The organism is Vibrio cincinnatiensis DSM 19608, assembly GCF_900167345.1.
Classification (GTDB): domain Bacteria; phylum Pseudomonadota; class Gammaproteobacteria; order Enterobacterales; family Vibrionaceae; genus Vibrio; species Vibrio cincinnatiensis.
The window spans coordinates 35,086-52,186 of sequence record NZ_FUXB01000003.1 but is presented as its reverse complement, the minus strand read 5'-3'; the positions used below and the strand labels follow the sequence as shown (position 1 = coordinate 52,186).

At 41.2% G+C, this 17,101-nt stretch carries 10 protein-coding genes; 7 read left to right on the top strand and 3 right to left on the bottom strand.

Annotation, left to right across the window (positions count from 1 at the left end; translation table 11 throughout):
- Window positions 1-279: 279 nt before the first annotated feature.
- Together B5D54_RS17315 and ylqF are read left to right on the top strand one after the other, a co-directional pair.
- On the top strand, window positions 280-1,266 hold the full coding sequence (locus B5D54_RS17315; RefSeq protein WP_242004543.1) for a hypothetical protein: 987 nt from the start codon (window positions 280-282) through the stop codon (window positions 1,264-1,266).
- A gap of 323 nt (window positions 1,267-1,589) precedes the next feature.
- A complete protein-coding gene (gene ylqF / locus B5D54_RS03125) occupies window positions 1,590-2,534 on the top strand; it encodes a ribosome biogenesis GTPase YlqF (RefSeq protein WP_078925029.1) in 945 nt (314 codons plus the stop codon).
- Window positions 2,535-2,570: 36 nt separating this feature from the next.
- On the opposite strand, the gene B5D54_RS03120 is transcribed toward ylqF, so the two are convergent.
- Window positions 2,571-3,557: a CobW family GTP-binding protein gene (locus B5D54_RS03120; RefSeq protein WP_078925028.1), complete on the bottom strand. Its 987-nt coding sequence runs from the start codon at window positions 3,555-3,557 to the stop codon at window positions 2,571-2,573.
- Window positions 3,558-3,987: 430 nt separating this feature from the next.
- Here B5D54_RS03120 and clcA point away from each other — a divergent pair, with 430 nt between their 5' ends.
- The 5 genes from clcA to cqsA all read left to right on the top strand — a co-directional run bounded on the left by clcA (window position 3,988) and on the right by cqsA (window position 11,907).
- The gene (gene clcA / locus B5D54_RS03115) at window positions 3,988-5,388 is read left to right on the top strand and encodes a H(+)/Cl(-) exchange transporter ClcA (RefSeq protein ID WP_078925027.1); all 1,401 of its coding nucleotides are present in this window, start codon (window positions 3,988-3,990) and stop codon (window positions 5,386-5,388) included.
- Window positions 5,389-5,565: 177 nt separating this feature from the next.
- On the top strand, window positions 5,566-6,522 hold the full coding sequence (locus B5D54_RS03110) for a TDT family transporter (RefSeq protein ID WP_078925026.1): 957 nt from the start codon (window positions 5,566-5,568) through the stop codon (window positions 6,520-6,522).
- A gap of 124 nt (window positions 6,523-6,646) precedes the next feature.
- Window positions 6,647-7,663 (top strand): tripartite tricarboxylate transporter substrate binding protein, encoded by a 1,017-nt coding sequence (locus B5D54_RS03105; RefSeq protein ID WP_078925025.1) that lies wholly within the window; start codon window positions 6,647-6,649, stop codon window positions 7,661-7,663.
- Window positions 7,664-7,669: 6 nt separating this feature from the next.
- On the top strand, window positions 7,670-10,399 hold the full coding sequence (locus B5D54_RS03100; protein WP_078925024.1) for a putative bifunctional diguanylate cyclase/phosphodiesterase: 2,730 nt from the start codon (window positions 7,670-7,672) through the stop codon (window positions 10,397-10,399).
- A 326-nt stretch (window positions 10,400-10,725) separates the two neighbouring features.
- Entirely contained in the window at window positions 10,726-11,907 is a 1,182-nt protein-coding gene (gene cqsA, locus B5D54_RS03095) for an alpha-hydroxyketone-type quorum-sensing autoinducer synthase (protein WP_078925023.1), read from the top strand.
- Between the two features lie 64 nt (window positions 11,908-11,971).
- Here the strand turns inward: cqsA and B5D54_RS03090 are convergent, their stop codons facing one another.
- Together B5D54_RS03090 and B5D54_RS03085 are read right to left on the bottom strand one after the other, a co-directional pair.
- Window positions 11,972-14,020, bottom strand: coding sequence for an ATP-binding response regulator (locus B5D54_RS03090; protein WP_078925022.1), 2,049 nt, complete (start codon window positions 14,018-14,020; stop codon window positions 11,972-11,974).
- A 36-nt stretch (window positions 14,021-14,056) separates the two neighbouring features.
- On the bottom strand, window positions 14,057-17,101 hold the full coding sequence (locus B5D54_RS03085; RefSeq protein WP_078925021.1) for an AAA family ATPase: 3,045 nt from the start codon (window positions 17,099-17,101) through the stop codon (window positions 14,057-14,059).

Sequence of the window (17,101 nt, the reverse complement as noted above, 5' to 3'; positions counted from 1 at the left end):
ATATTTTAATCTCCTCGCCATACAAAGAACGCCTGCCGTTAATTAACACTCCCCAAACTTGAGAGGATAAAGGATGTTGTATCATTAAAAATAGAACCAAAGAAACTGAGTGAGCACATATTTTGAGTTTATACCCTCTACCTCATGACTCGACTTACTAGGAAACCCATAAAAATACGAAACCAGCCTAATAATCGTTGACCAAACCAACAAAATCATCATAAAATGACCACAATAAAACCACCATAAACACACATAAAAACCACTAAGTAGGTAATAATGAACGAGGAAAATAATAATAAAATAGTTAAAGAAATAAAAATTAATATAAACAAAAGACCTAAGTCAGATATAGATTTCTTAAGATTCATTTGTAATGAAACAAATTATTTCCCTCAAGGAGATTATGATAACTTTGAGAGTAAACTTTGTTTCGGTCTCATGAACAGACATGAATTAAATAAAGAAATTATAATTGGTAGACTCAACAAATTATTAAGCAATTGTATCAATGAGAAAAAATTTGAATTTATAAATAACGATAAAATTGCAACTTTGTTTTGTTATATTCATCTAATGAACAACAATGTTTTTAGTCAATCTGGTGACCTTATATATTTTAACAACCGTAAAACAGCCAAACCAGCCCCTTTTCATTTTTCATCAATATCCAAATTAAAGCTAGTTAATAGCATTAAAACAATGAGATTAGATTTTATTAATTTCATTAATTACATGGACTGTCACTTCAATTACAAGCATAAATACTTAGATTATTTGAATGAATCATACGCTTACCAAAGAAGACATTTTCCATTTCATTGGATAGATGCTAGGGATAAAGAACAACTTACTTGGGCAAAATCATATCTTTATAAAAGTGACTTAGTTAATAGAAACTTCAAAAAAATTCCTGAACTATTTCATGATGAACGTTATATTCATATTTTCATACCTTCTTTATTTTATGCAATTCCATTGTCTTATTCAGATAAAGCTTTATTTTTAATAAATATGAAAAAAGCTTGGGGACAAGTCAAGTATAGAAATAAGATAAAAAGGGATAAAAAAACCACGCTAAATTTAGTGGTTGACGAACTCATCGCAGAAAAATTGAAATATTTATCAGCTGAGTTTGATCAACCAGTAAACCAAGTGGTATCGATGATGACTCTTCAATGGGCGAATAAAGCTCAAGAAATAAAACAACAACTCGAAGAAAAAAGTAGAAAAGATAAAGCGAGGTTTAACGCGCTATTTGAGTAAAAGATAAAGGTGCACTAAGTAGTATGCTGGATCGCTTCGAGCCAACAATACTCTATCATGTTACTTTTTTATAACATAAGTGGGGAATGTCTATTGAATTACGTCATCGCCCTCAGAATATACTATCGGAACAAAGAAGGTGAATCTGCATGCCAAAATATGCAGATTCCCGCGCTATGATAAAAATGCTAAAATGCACAGCATAACAGCTGCTGTGATTATGGTTAATTTGGTATTACTACCAATAAAACTAATAAATTGTTTTGGTACCCCACCTGATACCCCACCAGCTAATAACCAAAAACTAAAGGCAATAAATTCAAATGGTTAACAACAATATCCAATGGTTTCCGGGCCATATGCATAAGGCTCGTAAAGAAATTGAAGAAGTCATTCCTCAAGTTGATGTGATTATTGAGGTGCTGGATGCTCGCATTCCTTATAGCAGTGAAAATCCGCTAATATCCCATCTGCGCGGTGATAAACCTTGCGTAAAAGTGCTCAATAAACGGGATTTAGCCGATCCAGAAATGACTCAGTTGTGGATCGAGCATTTAGAGCAAGAGCAAGGGGTGAAAGCAATGGCAATAACCACCACAAACCCGCAAGAAGTACATAAAATTTTAGAGCTCTGCCGTAAGCTCGCTCCCCACCGAGAAGAAATTGGTAAAAACATTCGCACCATGATCATGGGCATTCCGAATGTCGGAAAATCCACCATTATTAATACCTTAGCGGGTCGTGCTATCGCACAAACAGGTAACCAACCTGCAGTCACACGCCGTCAGCAACGTATTAATCTACAAAATGGGATTGTACTTTCTGATACACCGGGAATTTTGTGGCCCAAAGTTGAAAACCCACACAGTGGATTCCGTTTAGCCGCAACGGGAGCGGTAAAAGATACCGCGATGGAATACGATGAAGTGGCTTTTTATACCGTAGAATATTTAGCGCAACACTATCCAGAGAAATTACAAGAACGCTATCAGATTGATAGTCTACCTGAATCAGATGTGGAATGGATGGAAGAAATTGGTCGTAAACGAGGCGCGCTGCGAGCAGGAGGCCGAGTTGATCTACATAAAGCCTCTGAAATTTTGTTGCATGAGCTTCGCCAAGGAATCTTGGGACAAATTACCCTTGAACGTCCAGAAATGATTACGCAAGAGCTGATCGACGTTGAACTTGAAGAAGCTCGTAAAGCCGAAGAAAAAGCACAACGCAAAGAAGAAAGACGTAAACGTTATTTACGCAATAAACGGTAATAGTTTTAACAGAAGGGCTGAATGCCCTTCTGTTGATTACTTTGAAATACCCGAAAAATTCAGTAAGATAGCTTCTAGTTGATCCCAAGGCATTAACTGCGAATCGATCACTTCTAACCGAGATTCAAACCCTTGTAACGTTAATGCATTTACTGATAATACGCCATTGGCGGCATTAAATGCGTAGCAGCCTTTGTCTGTGTTCAGAACCCCTTTTACTCGCTCAGCGGTCAGATCGCTAAGCATGGAGAATAGCCCGTCAAAATCAAAGGTATATTCTGCCCCAAATAGCCAGCCACAACTAAAGTAACCTTGTCCACGATTCTCTTTACGTAAGAAAGCCTGCCCAGGGGCTAACTTAAACTGAGGCTCTAGCTCAGCATGATGATGGTGATGAGACTCTATATGGTGGGATGCACAACCATGAATACGTTCTATATCCAGCACTTCTAAGGGTAACTGACCTTGAGCAACCAATTTATGGAACACTTTTGCAGGGACTTGGTCGGTAACCCAATCATTAAAAGCATCAATATCAGCAACTGAACATTGATCCACCTTATTGCCTATTACCACATCGGCGGTGGCGAGTTGATCATTAAAGTTTTGATTCCCTATATATTTAGCATCACTAAGATGGCGAGGGTCCATAAAACCAATAGTTGCTTTCAAATCTACATAAGGTTGATATTGAGGAGAAAGTAAGGTGGCAACCACTTGCTTCGGATGACCGAGCCCCGTAGGTTCAATCAATAGCCGATCGGGTTGTTGTCTGAGTAAGGCATTAATACCGACAGACATAGGAACGCCAGCCGTACAACACAGACATCCACCAGGAACTTCCTTAATGAACGCGCCCTGTTCCGACATGATAGCGCCATCAATACCAATTTCACCAAATTCGTTAACCAATACTGCCCACTTCTCATGGGTAGGTTTATTTTTTAATAAGTGAAGAATAGCGGTAGTTTTACCCACGCCAAGAAAACCGGTAATGATATTTGCGGGAATACGTTTTGGCATAGCTCTCTCCTTTTTAGAGCAAGGAGTATACCCAGAAAAATAGTGGTGAGTAAAATAGCAAAAGGCGTACTGTAAAAAGTACGCCTTAATCCTCGTTACTCAATCGTGAGTCTGCGAATCTGGCTGTCTATAGTTGCAACCAGATCATGGTCGAGGCTATTGGAATTGTAAGTTTGAATCCATCCAAATTGTAAGTAAGGTTCTCGTTTCCTCCAGTTGAAATACTTTGGTTTACCTTACGCCTTAACTATGGCTGATTTAGCGATAAATTCAAATTTTTTGCCTGATTTTATAAGGTAGATCGAGGTTTTCACTCTTCGCTCTGAAAAGCTTCATTTTTGGAACTCAACATTGCATCTTTGGCGCTATAGTTAAAAGATTGCGTGCGTATAATTTACAGTTTGTTACTTATTACGAAGCGAATCCTTTAATGCCAAAGCGAGAGAAATTCCCCCATTCTTTACTTAACCAAGAACCGAAAGATACCCTCAATCCATTTCTCTCCAAAGATAAAACTTCTATTTTTGTATTGTTCTTAGCCCTTGTGGTTGGTGTATTCGCAGGCTTAGTCGGTACCTATTTTGAACATGCCGTCCATTTGGTTTCAGACACAAGAACAGAGTGGTTAAAAGGTTCTATTGGTCAGCTTCTTCCACTCTGGTTAATCGCATTTCTAATCAGTGCTGGGCTCGCATTTATTGGTTACTACCTCGTTCATCGTTTCGCTCCAGAAGCCGCCGGCTCAGGAATTCCTGAGATTGAAGGTGCGATGGATGGTATACGCCCAGTACGTTGGTGGCGAGTTCTACCCGTTAAGTTTTTTGGTGGAATGGGTGCACTTGGCTCTGGAATGGTATTAGGCCGAGAAGGTCCAACGGTTCAAATGGGCGGAGCCATTGGCCGCATGGTATCAGATCTATTTAGAGTGAAAAATGAAGATACTCGCCACTCTTTGCTTGCGGCTGGCGCGGCTGGTGGTCTCGCGGCTGCCTTTAACGCGCCATTGGCAGGAATCATGTTTGTGATGGAAGAGATGCGCCCTCAGTTTCGGTACTCGCTCATCTCGGTACGGGCTGTGATTGTTTCTTCTGTTTCTGCAAATATCGTTTTTAGGATGATTAACGATCAAGCCGCCGTCATCACCATGCCACAATATCAGCCCCCGGAGCTCATCGCTCTGGGGCTATTTTTGTTATTGGGTGTATTATTTGGCATCTTTGGGGTGTTTTTTAATAAACTGATTACTCTTGCCCAAGATTTGTTTGTCCAAATTCATCAAAATACCCGAGCACGCTACCTCATCACCGGCTCACTGCTTGGTGGCTGCTTTGGGCTAACTCTGCTTTATATTCCAGAACTCACGGGTGGCGGTATTGCACTGATTCCATCGGTGACGACCGGAGAATATGGCGCAGTGTTGCTTTTATTACTTTTCCTTGGCCGAATTCTTACCACGTTACTCTGTTTTGGATCGGGGGCTCCTGGTGGAATTTTTGCCCCTATGCTGGCTCTGGGAACATTGTTTGGTTACGCCTTTGGCCTAATCACCCAAAGCTTATTTCCAGAATTGAATATAGAGCCGGGAATGTTCGCCATTGCGGGTATGGGGGCTCTCTTTGCTGCTACGGTTCGCGCTCCCATCACAGGCATTTTATTAGTAATTGAAATGACCAATAACTACTATTTGATTTTACCATTAATCATTACCAGCCTTGGTGCCGTTATTTTTGCTCAGCTACTGGGAGGTCAACCCATCTATAGCCAGCTATTACATCGAACCTTAAAAAACGAAAAATTACGCCAGCAAGACTTACCGCGGCCTTCACCTTAAGGGGGGCTTTTTCATCATATGGGTCAATAAACATTCAAAGCTAGAAGATCAATACAACGTTTATTGCTGTTACCTTATCATTTTGTGATATCCATCCGCCCAATTCTCCTCACCGATTCATCCAAACTTGGTAGAATCGCCGCGCCTCTCATGCGACGTAATACAAGGAGTTGAAGATTGAACTGGAAAAGGTTGATTCATGTACAGAGCGTTCCCCCAGCTCAAGCCGCTTTAGCATTAGGTGTCATTGGATTAGGGCAAGCTTGGTCTTTGTACTTACCGAGTGTCGGTTTAATCATCCGTCCATATATGGCCATAGCAGGAGCCATTCTTCTGTTGCCTGTACTCCTAAAATATCTAACCAGCTACTCCACATTCCTTAATGATATTCGCCACCCACTATCAGGGAGCCTGATGGCCCCTATGAGCATGGCTTTGCTGATCCTATGTGATTATCTGGCAGCGATCTCTCCCGCTGTCGCCTATCCCATTTGGGCAATGTCACTCCTTCTTCACATCACGATGATGCTCTTATTTTTTCGCTTTCAATTGCAGCATTTCAAAATTGCTCATATTGTACCCAGTTGGTTTCTATACCCCGTTGGGCTAATCAGCAGTTCCCTTGCTGGTACGCAATTTGGGCATACCGTCTTTTCTGAAACCTTAGTCAGCATCTGTATCGCTATCTATTTTGTCATGCTGCCCGTGGTACTATATCGTTTGGTATTTGAAGGTATGCTTCCAAAGCGCGCTCGACCTACATTGGCAATAATGGCAGCGCCAATCAACCTAACGCTAGCCGCTTACTTGGTTAACTTTTCATCTCCGGATCCCATTTTAACGGGTGCATTAGCAGGCATTGCCATCACAATGACCCTGCTCATTTACCTATGCTACTTCAGACTGCTCCGTTTAAAATTCCAACCCTCAATTGCAGCCGTCACTTTTCCTTCGGTTATCAGTGCCATCGCCATGCACCATTTAGCGGTCTTCTTTGAGCACTACTATCCTCAATGGAATTGGTTGCATCATTTCGGTTTTTTAGAACTGACCATTGCAACGTTGCTTGTCATCTGGGTTGCTTGGGGATACTTACGTATGTATTGGCCTGAAATTACGCAAAAAAATCGTTAGCTCCACACCATAATAAAAGCCTTCTCATCGTCATTAATTGATAGCAAAGGAGTTTTCGCTAGTCATAGACAGAATAGTAAAGCACACCTAAACTTAGAGTAATTCAACAATATAGGTCATTGTGATGAAAAGGAATTCCATCCGCGCTTATATTATACTCACCTTACTCCTCAATTTAGGGGGCATTCACCTTACGCACGCTGAGGCGTCTTTTCCTTCGCGCCCCTTGACGATGTTAATTGGCTTTAACGTAGGAGGAAGTACGGATGTGCAAGGACAAGTGTTAGCTCAAATCTTAACAGAGCAGCTTAAACAGCCCGTCCAGATAATCTATCACGCAGGAGCCGGTGGCGGTGCCGCCGCCGCCATGTTGGCTGAGAGTCAAGATCAAGGTTACACTTTTCAATATGGCCTTTCGCTTCCCTATACTTTTACCCCCCTTATCAACCCGGCCTCCTATTCCATCAACAGCTTTCGTTATGTCGCAGGAATAACGTTAGATCAAAATGCCTTTATTACAGGGCCGAACAAGCCATTTAAAACGTGGGGGGAGTTTATCCAATACGCTAAAACCAATCCGGGGTTAATCTATGCTTCACAAAACGCTCAAGATCGATTTGTCATTCAACGTGTGATGCAGCGTGAAAACATTACCTTACGTATCGTACCAACCTCAGGCGGTTCCGGGATGGCACCACTGATTTTATCTGGAGATGCAGATATCGCCTTTAGTGGGGGAACACACAGTATTTATACCGATTCTGGATTAATGCATGTATTAGCGAGTCTCGCAGATGAACGGCTGGCTTATTACCCAGATGTGCCGTCTTTAAAAGAACTCGGGTATGAGGTTAGCGTTCATGCCATCCGCGTTGTGGCGGTCCCCGCGAACACCCCAGATAGCCACGTCAAGATACTCGCGCAAGCGCTAAAAAATGTGAGCCAAGATCCTCGGTTCCAACACATCACCGAAAAGAGAATTAAAATGCCAGTGATTTTTATGGAAGAGGATGAATTAAATACACTATTCTCAAACCAATTAAATGAATATCAACAACTTATCTCAGAGTCTCGGCACCTAAAAAACATTCCGTCAGCATTAGATGATAAAAAAAATAACCGATGGGCCGTACAGGAGTAATGATTCATGTCATCGAACCCAAGCCAAAAATACAACAGCAAAAGAAAAAAATGGGAACTGAAGTTTGCCACGCGCATCACCTTAATTTTTGGCTTTCTTGGGCTAGTCGCTCTACTGGCTTCGATGCTTTATTCACTGCATACCGCACAGAATGACTTGCAAGAAAAAATTGATGGGCATCTCAGCCAACGTGCATTAAGCATTCAAAATTTAATTGAAAACCGATTAGAACTTTTGGAAGTTTATCTGCATACCACCGCGTCAAACCGAATTTTCTCATCTTTAACTGAGCAAGAGGCTGAATTTGATTCCGTCGCTAATGATATGATTTTCATGCTGCAAGATTCGAGCATGGGAGCCATTCTCGACCTGTTTTTTTTAGTTGATAGTTCTGGGGAGTTATTGGTCAATGCAGGATTACCCCTTTATGATATCCAGCCACTTTTGCATCACATTACTCCCCCTTTACACTACACCAATCAATGGACATTCGTTCATAGTGCACCACTGACCGCGTTAATAAAAGCTGTGCCTCTCTTTGACCCCGCCACTATCCGCTTAAGAGGGTACATGTTTATCGGGTTAGCGATTGGTCAAAATCGAAACTTTATCAAAATGCTCACTGAACGTGCCGATGTAGATAAACTCACCATTCACTATCAAGGTGAACCGCTGATTCACTACCAAACCTTAACGACATCGACTCAATCACTGACTCTGGCATCCAAAGAATCCAGTTTGCCATCTTTTCATTTACGGAGTTCTCCACTTGAATTTAACCACCGACCCTATCCTATTACCCTAGAACTCGGTATAGAGAAACACCGATTCCCATCAATAACTGAGCACTACATGCGCCCTTTCCTCCTCTTATCGGGTGGTTTTCTCTGCTTATTGATAATAGCGGCTTGGGTACTACACCTCAGTCATAATCGCGCTATTAGTCAGTTAACAAACTACATTCAAGGCATACAAAAAGGGTTAAGAGTCCGATTTGCATCAACCGGCATTTATGAATACAACCAAGTTGGCGAAGCCATGCAACGCATGGTTGAAAATTTAAAGATTGCAGCCACGGTGTTTGAATCAGCAGAAGGCATGATTGTCACCGATGCCAATAAGTACATTCTACGTGTCAACCAAGCTTTTACCGATATTACGGGTTATCAGACTTATGATGTCCTTGGGCAACATTTAGACATTATACGTTCACTACAACACGCTGAGCATTATTATGATGAATTAAAACAACAACTTGACTTATATGGTTCTTGGCAAAGAGAAATGTGGAACCGCCGAAAAAATGGTGAAGAATACCTACAGTGGACACATGTGACAGCAGTGATGGATGACAATGAAGAGTCCGTGCTCAATTATGTCATTACATTAGTAGATGTTACCCAGCGCAATGCGGCAGAAAATAAAATCAAACAGTTGGCTTTCTACGACCAATTAACTGGGTTACCAAACCGCCAGCTCTTAATGGAACGGTTAGAACAAGCTCGACGAAATTCTACCCGAGATAACCACTACGGAGCCGTTCTCTATCTAGACTTAGATAACTTTAAGATCCTCAATGATACTCGAGGCCACGATATTGGAGACAAGTTTTTAACCCAAGTGAGTCAACGTCTAAGCGAGTGTATCAGACGAACCGATACGGTTGCCCGTATTGGAGGGGATGAGTTTGTTATGGTACTTGAACAATTAGGCTTCAGTGAGGAGATCGCATCTAAACGCGTCGATCTCCTCTGCCAGAAAATTCTTCATGCTCAAGCTCAACCCTATACTATTAATGAAATGCAACACTACAGTACATTAAGCATTGGCGTCACCCTTTTTCAAGGAGAAGAACAGAGTCTTGATGACTTACTCAAACAAGCAGATTTAGCCATGTATCAATCCAAAAGTTCGGGAAGAAATACCCATCGCTTCTTCAACCCTGAGATGCAGAAAAAAGTATTAGAACATGCTGCGATGGCTAACGACCTTCGCTATGGAATTCCTCATCATCAATTTGTTCTTTACTATCAACCCCAAGTCACTCATAGCGGAGAATTAGTCGGTGCTGAAGCCCTTATTCGGTGGAAACACCCAAAACATGGCATGATATCACCCGCCCAATTTATTCCCGTCGCAGAAGAAACTGGGCTCATTTTGCCTTTAGGTGAATGGATTCTCAATCAAGCGGGTAAAGTCTTGGCAACATGGCGACATACCCCATTAACTCAAAATTTAGTCTTAGCCATCAACATCAGTGCGAAGCAATTCCATCAAACTCACTTCGTCGAGCAGGTGATGTCCATCCTGCAAAAACATGGTGCGAATCCTCAGCAACTAAAATTAGAAATAACAGAGAGTATGCTACATCAAGATCTCGAAGATACCATAGCCAAAATTACCCAACTCAAACAGCATGGTGTCCATTTTGCGTTGGATGATTTTGGAACCGGATACTCATCACTCAACTACCTCAAGAAACTGCCCTTAGATCAACTGAAAATTGATCAATCGTTTGTCCATGATCTGCTGACAAATACGCATGATGCCGACATTGCACGTACCATCGTCTCTCTGGCTAAAAGCATGAAATTGTCTGTTATTGCTGAAGGCGTTGAAACCCAAGAACAACGCGACCGTTTAGCCAGCTATGGATGTCTTCATTTTCAAGGTTATTTATTTGGTGCCCCAGTTCCCATTGAAGAGTTTCCATTTAATTATGCCGAGGTCATCTAAATAGTCATCCTCAATAGATTCAATAAAGCCCCCTACACCCTCATACATCACGCCCATCCCTAATTTAAGAGAAAGAATACCTTTAGCAGAGAAAAACATTAAGTCATGAAAATAGTATATTTAAATCATTAATTTTAAAATACACTCTTATTATACCAATCGTTAAACTCTCTGAGTGTATGAATGATAAACAGATAATAAATTCACTATAATGGAGTTTGCTATCGACGGCAAAACAATAATATATCCTTAATGACAATCATTTTTTTTCGGTCAGAATATCCCTTGTCAGCTGGCATTGATTAAACATTAAAAGGATACAACCGATGAAATACGATGCCAAACATACGCGTCTACCTGAGTTTATTCAAACGCGTTTAAACCTATTTATCCATGATCTTATTGAAAGCAATCAAAATGGAAAGCATCTTGTATTAGGGAAAAGACCCGCAGAGAATGACATTATTCTACAAAGTAATGACTACCTCAGCTTATCTAATCATCCTGTGATTAAAGCTCGACTGAAAAAGGCCATTGATGAAAGTCATGATAGCCTTTTTATGTCAGGAATTTTTTTACAAGATACTCACACTAAACCACCACTAGAGCAGCAGTTAGCCGACTTTGCTCAATTTGATACTTGCTTATTATCGCAATCAGGTTGGAATGCCAATACCGCGTTATTACAAACCATCTGCTCTCCAGAAACGCCGGTCTATATTGATTTTTTTGCTCATATGTCCATGTGGGAAGGAGCACGATACGCTAATGCACAACTGCACCCCTTCATGCATAATAATTGTCATCATTTAATTAAGTTAATAAAAAGACACGGCCCTGGGCTGATTGCTGTTGATTCTATCTATAGCACCATAGGGACTATGGCACCATTGACAGAGCTGGTCACGATTGCAAAACAGCACCATTGCGCAATTTTAGTGGATGAATCTCATTCATTAGGCGTTTATGGGCCACATGGTTCGGGGCTACTATGTGAGCTAGAGTTATCAGGGCAAGTCGACTTTATGACGGTCAGCCTAGCCAAAACCTTCGCTTATCGAGCGGGGGCAATATGGGCAAACAATAATGTGGATAAATGTATTCCCTTTGTTGGTTACCCAGCTATCTTTAGCTCGACCATTCTTCCCTATGAAGTCGAAGCCTTAAGTGCAACCTTAGCGGTGATACAAGAGTCCGATGATAAACGGGATCAACTTGCTCGTCATGCCAAAACATTAAGATCAGCATTAGTTAAATTAGGATTTACTATACGTAGTCAATCTCAAATTATTGCTTTAGAAACTGGAGATGAAAGAAATACAGAAAAAGTCAGAGATTACTTAGAAGAACATGGGGTTTTTGGTGCAGTGTTCTGTCGTCCTGCGACCGCCAAGAACAAAAATATTATCCGTTTATCTCTGAATAGTTCACTCACTCAAGAAGAGATAGACAAAATTATTCATGTTTGTGGCTTAGCCATCAACAATCCAAACTTATATTTTAAATAATAATTAAACTTGTTAACTAAGTGATCAATAGAAAGTTATTGGTCACTTATTTTATAATAATATATCATAACCAGTTTGCTATTTTTTGCAAAAGAATCTCTTTATCTGCTGGCTTAACGATATAATCATTCATGCCTATTTTGTAAATCTCAGAAATCGTTTCTGAACGATCATCGCCTGTATATCCAATAATAGGAACATGATGATAGTCTGCATCTAAATGACGGATAGCCTTTGTGGTATCGAAACCATTCATTACCGGCATATCAAGGTCCATGATAATTAAATCCACACTTTCAGTTGAAATAATATCTAATGCCTGTTTACCATTATTGGCCTGAAAAACTTCATAGCCTTGTTTTTCCAATAATAATGCAGAAAAAATACGCAATGATTCATTATCATCCACCAATAAGATTCGCCGTTGATAGCAGACTTCAGGCGTTTTAATTTGATTTCTATTAACCGAACTTTCCTCTATTTCAAAAAAAAGCTGATCCATTATTAATGAATGTTCAAGCAATAGCTGGTGCATTTCAATTGGATACACGGTTAAATAACGTGAAATATTAACCGGATAATGATGATTCTTATCATATAAGTATCCAATTTTTGCCTCTGTAAAATGTAATTTATTTTCTAATAAACTCAGCTTATCCCATTGTGAAGAGAGTTTATTTAGGCTAACCAGAATAATATCAAACTCGAATTCAAATTCTTCTCGATGTATCGCTTCTTCAACATTGACAGAATACATTGTAAAGCCTTGATAAAAAGCCAGTTCATTCAAATGGTGGTAAATAATGTCCTCCTCACCAATATAGAGAACAGATTTAGACTTCATTAAATCCAATTTAATTTGTTTTACTCGCTCAGAATCATAATCAGGAAAGGTCAATATAAATTCGGTCCATTCTCCCAAGACTGAACGACAGTGGATACTCCCACCAAAAGAGCGCATCACTTTTCGGCAAAAAGGTAGCCCTAAGCCATAACTATTATTTTTACCAAACGTATAAAAGTCTTTAAAAATTTCATCCAGTTGCTCAGGTGCGATTCCAACACCATTATCTCTGACTATGATCAGATTTTTTCCAGCTTGCCGCTTCACGTCAATATCAATTCTAAAAGACTCACTATTTTGGTAATAAAATGCATTCTTCAATAGATTATACAAGGCAAACTTTAATAAGGTATCACTACCTAAAAAATCAAACTCATCTTCAATCGTTGCAAACACCCTCGACTTGTCTAACATTTTTGGATAGGAAAATGAACGGATCGCATTATTTACGATTGCGGCGGCTGAATGCTTTTTGAACGTTGATGTCGACACTCGATTTTGATCTATCGAGGTCAGTAGTAAATCGATGGTCTCATTACCCGAATGGATCACTTCATCGGCATGATTTAACACCTCTTGCAGTTGGGCTAACTCTTGAGCTGTTAATGTATAATTATCATTTTTTGAGTTCGTGCTCGGCAAAATAGAACGGAAGACATCTATCGATGACTTTAATGCACTCAGCGGGTTACGCATCTCATGGGCAATCCCTGCACCAAAAGACTTTGCAATGGACACTTTGCTTTCATGAGAAATCTGATTCCGAAAATAAAATAAGTTACCAAATACATAGGTAAAAATAAAAATTGGAATATAAGTTAATGAAATAAGCTGGCTAGGTTCAGTATCCATTACAGAATAAGCAATAATATAAGCAGCGAGTGATGCAACCAAAGCTTGCATTAGCATCACTTTCGTTTCATGCACCAGTAAAATATGTAAAAAAATAGAGGCCATAAAGGACATGGCCCACTCTGTGGACCAGCTATTCATTAACATCATATAGAAAAAGAAAAAAGGTAAGCAAAATCCAATAGAGAACAGATAATATACGGGTAAATAACGGTGTAACACCTTAGGCAAAGAGTGGCGAAAAGCGATACCGGCAAACAGGAACGAACAAAAACTACGCAGCCCAAGTGACTCATATGGCTGCGGGAAAAGATAGGCCCAAACATAGTAATAAACTGGAAAACCGATCAGCCCCATCCATCCGACTAACGTTAGATTTGGCTCTGCATATTGGTATATTTTTTTTATTGCATTCATATTATTCACCAGCATGAGTGAGCAGAGTAGTCATCACTATACAATAAGTTTGATGGTACTGCCGCGAACGGATGTCTCAACATCCAATCTTAATGCAATTTGTTCTTTCAATTCAGCCACATGAGAAATAATACCAATACACCGCCCCCCTTGCTGGAGATCAATCAACGTTTGAATCGCCAAATCAAGTGACTCAGGGTCTAAACTGCCAAAACCTTCGTCAATAAATAAAGTATCTAAACGAATCCCACCACTATAAGATTGCACAACATCCGATAGCCCCAAAGCTAAAGAGAGTGCAGCCATAAACGATTCCCCGCCCGACAAGGTGGCAACATCACGCCATTTTCCGGTGTAGGCATCTTCCACCATCAAGTCAAGGCCTGAGCCTGCATTCCCCTTTGCTCGATCCTCTTTACGTTTAAGCCAATAACGCCCTTTACTCATTCGTTGTAGGCGTTGTGAGGCTTGTATCAGAACATCGTCAAGCAATACGCCCAAGACAAAACGATGTAAGCTCACTTTGGCCCCCGTTCGACCATTCGCTATATCACTGAGCGTACCGTAAACTTGATACTCTTTTTCCAATGTTTCATTGTGCTCATGCAAACGCACCAGTTTCTTACTCACTTGTTGTAAGCTATCAAGTCGAGAGCGATGTTGAGTAAAATCATTGAGCTTAGCGGTAAGATCGCGTTGTTGAGCCTCCATTTGGGTCTGAATATCGGTTAATTGCGGAAACGGTTTATCGGCTAATGCTTGTTGCAAGTTATCCAGTTTGCCTTGTAGCGTGGACCACAACTGCTCAAATTGACGGATTTTCCCCTCCATTTCTGTGATCGAGCTGTCATCCACTCGCGCCTGCAAATAATGCTCCTGATCCGTGAAAGGGCTTTGAGTCAGCGCTTGCTGCCATTCTTGCTGCATACGTTGCCACTCTTTTAACCATGTTTCACACTGCTCATTGGCACTGGTTAACGAAGATTGCGTCGCAGAGCAATGATTCTGGGTTTGCGTTAAGTGGGTTCTTGCTGATTGTTCAGCCTGTTGTAGCGCTTTAATTTGCTTATGAATAACAGAATATTTTTCTCTAACCTCATCAACATGGGTAAAGTCACTGCTGATTTCGGCCTGTAAATGGGTGACTTGTGTATGCGCTTCAATTTCCCGAAGCGTCGCTTGCTCTAAGGCACTTTTTTGCTGCTCAGCCTGAGATCGTGTGGTGCGTAGATCTTGCTCTAACTGCGTAATGTTCACCTCAAGTTGCTGAGGGTTCAGTCGAGAAAGCTGTTCAATCTCTTGAGTGAGCTGTTTACCCTGCTCTTGCAGTACTGCTAAATCGGCGATTTGCTTCTGTGTTATCTGCTCAGCGACTTGTTGCAGCTCTTGTTCCAAGTAGCTCAGCTCATTTTTTACTTGCTGGTATTGCTTTAACCATTCAATCTCACTGGCTTCGGCTTTTTTCTGCCCCTCTCTAGCTTGTTTTACTTGCCCTTTAGTGACAACGTCACTAGAAAATTGTGCAATATTGGGGTGGGTATGGCTCCCACAGACCGGACATGCCTCACCTTCGCTTAACCTTTGCGCCAACTCTGCCGCTTGGTTGGTATGCCAGCGTAATTCTAATTGATCCGCTTGCTGCCTTGCCTGCTGAGCATCCGTTTGTGCAACTTGATAACCACTATCAACTCGCTTAAATTGATCCGCTAGATCACCTTTTTTCTTCACCAATGATTGCTGTTTAAGACGTAACGTTATGTGATCGCTCACTTGTGTTTGGGTGAGAAGCTTGGCTTCCAAACGGCTCTTTTGCTGATGAATCTTTTCGAGTTCTTCGTACTGAGCTTGCAACTGCGTTTCGAGTGTTTGCACCTTAAGTTGAGCTTGCTCTGCCGCTTGCTGAGCAGTAAGCCATTGCTGCTTTGCCGTGTGATGAAGCTTTTTCTGCTCTTCTAACGCAGCAAATTTTTTCCCCACTCCTTCTAATTCATAGAGTTGCTGATTCAGTAATTCCACTTGCTCGGCAGATTTCGCCGCCTGTTGATAGGCCAACGTTGCCTCTTCTAGTTGCTTTTCAGCCAAAGAAAAGGCTTGCTGTTTCGTGATTTTGGCTTGCTTGGCTAAATCAAGTTGGCGCTGAGCCTCACGGCTTTGTTGATAGGGTAAGTCAAGACGAGCCGCCTTTTGAGCTTGCTGTAAACGGTTTCGTAACGTTTCTATTGCTGGTTGTTGAGCAAGCATTGCCATTTTTTCTTTCTCAAGCTCAGCTTGCAGGTGAAATTGCTTTTGCAACTCTTGCGCATCGTTCCAGTGTTGTTTGATTGCATCAAGCTGCTTTTGTGATGCTTGATAGGCTTGCTCACTTTGCTGCACCAACGGCTTAGTAGCGAATATCTCAGCTTGTAATGCTTCTTCACTGCTGAGTGACGTTACTTCTAATGCCCCTTTGATCTGATGATCAAACTGCTCTTTTTGCTTACGAATGCCTGCGGCTCTATCCAGTAACTCTCGCTCAATTTGCACATAAATCTGAGTTTGGAAGAGCTGACCAAAGATTTGTTCCCGTTCTTTGGAATTGGCGATTAATAATTCACGAAACTTTCCTTGCGGAATGACCATCACTTGGCGAAATTGCTTTACATCCAACCCTATCAACTCAAGCATTGCTTTACTGACGGGGGTTGGGCGATGTGCAATCAGTTTTTCATCTCCCAAATCAAGCAATTCAACCAAACTGGCCGCATGATTTTTCTTCGTTGTCCCCTCTCCACGCTGTTTCGCCACTTCCTGATCCGGGCTACGAGTGATCATAAAACGGCGTTGGTTTAGCTCAAAAATAAACTGAACTTCCGTCAGCACTGAACTGGGGGCATAGTCGCAACGCATTTGATCGCCAGAACGCTCACTGCCCGTCGTTTCTCCGTATAAGGCAAAGCAAATCGCATCCAGAATTGAGCTTTTCCCTGCTCCTGTTGGGCCATTAATCAGAAAAAGAGGTGCATGGCCAAACTGACTAAAGTCGATAACCTGTTGAGAAGCAAAAGGACCAAAAGCTTGTAGAGTCAATTGAATCGGACGCAT

Bases quoted from the DNA above. Each gene is read 5' to 3' on its own strand.
- B5D54_RS03105 (WP_078925025.1), top strand. From the start codon at position 6,647: ATGAAAAGGAATTCCATCCGCGCTTATATTATACTCACCTTACTCCTC.
- cqsA (WP_078925023.1), top strand. From the start codon at position 10,726: ATGAAATACGATGCCAAACATACGCGTCTACCTGAGTTTATTCAAACG.
- clcA (WP_078925027.1), top strand. From the start codon at position 3,988: ATGCCAAAGCGAGAGAAATTCCCCCATTCTTTACTTAACCAAGAACCG.
- B5D54_RS03120 (WP_078925028.1), bottom strand. From the start codon at position 3,557: ATGCCAAAACGTATTCCCGCAAATATCATTACCGGTTTTCTTGGCGTG.
- B5D54_RS17315 (WP_242004543.1), top strand. From the start codon at position 280: ATGAACGAGGAAAATAATAATAAAATAGTTAAAGAAATAAAAATTAAT.
- ylqF (WP_078925029.1), top strand. From the start codon at position 1,590: ATGGTTAACAACAATATCCAATGGTTTCCGGGCCATATGCATAAGGCT.
- B5D54_RS03100 (WP_078925024.1), top strand. From the start codon at position 7,670: ATGTCATCGAACCCAAGCCAAAAATACAACAGCAAAAGAAAAAAATGG.
- B5D54_RS03085 (WP_078925021.1), bottom strand. From the start codon at position 17,101: ATGCGTCCGATTCAATTGACTCTACAAGCTTTTGGTCCTTTTGCTTCT.
- B5D54_RS03090 (WP_078925022.1), bottom strand. From the start codon at position 14,020: ATGAATGCAATAAAAAAAATATACCAATATGCAGAGCCAAATCTAACG.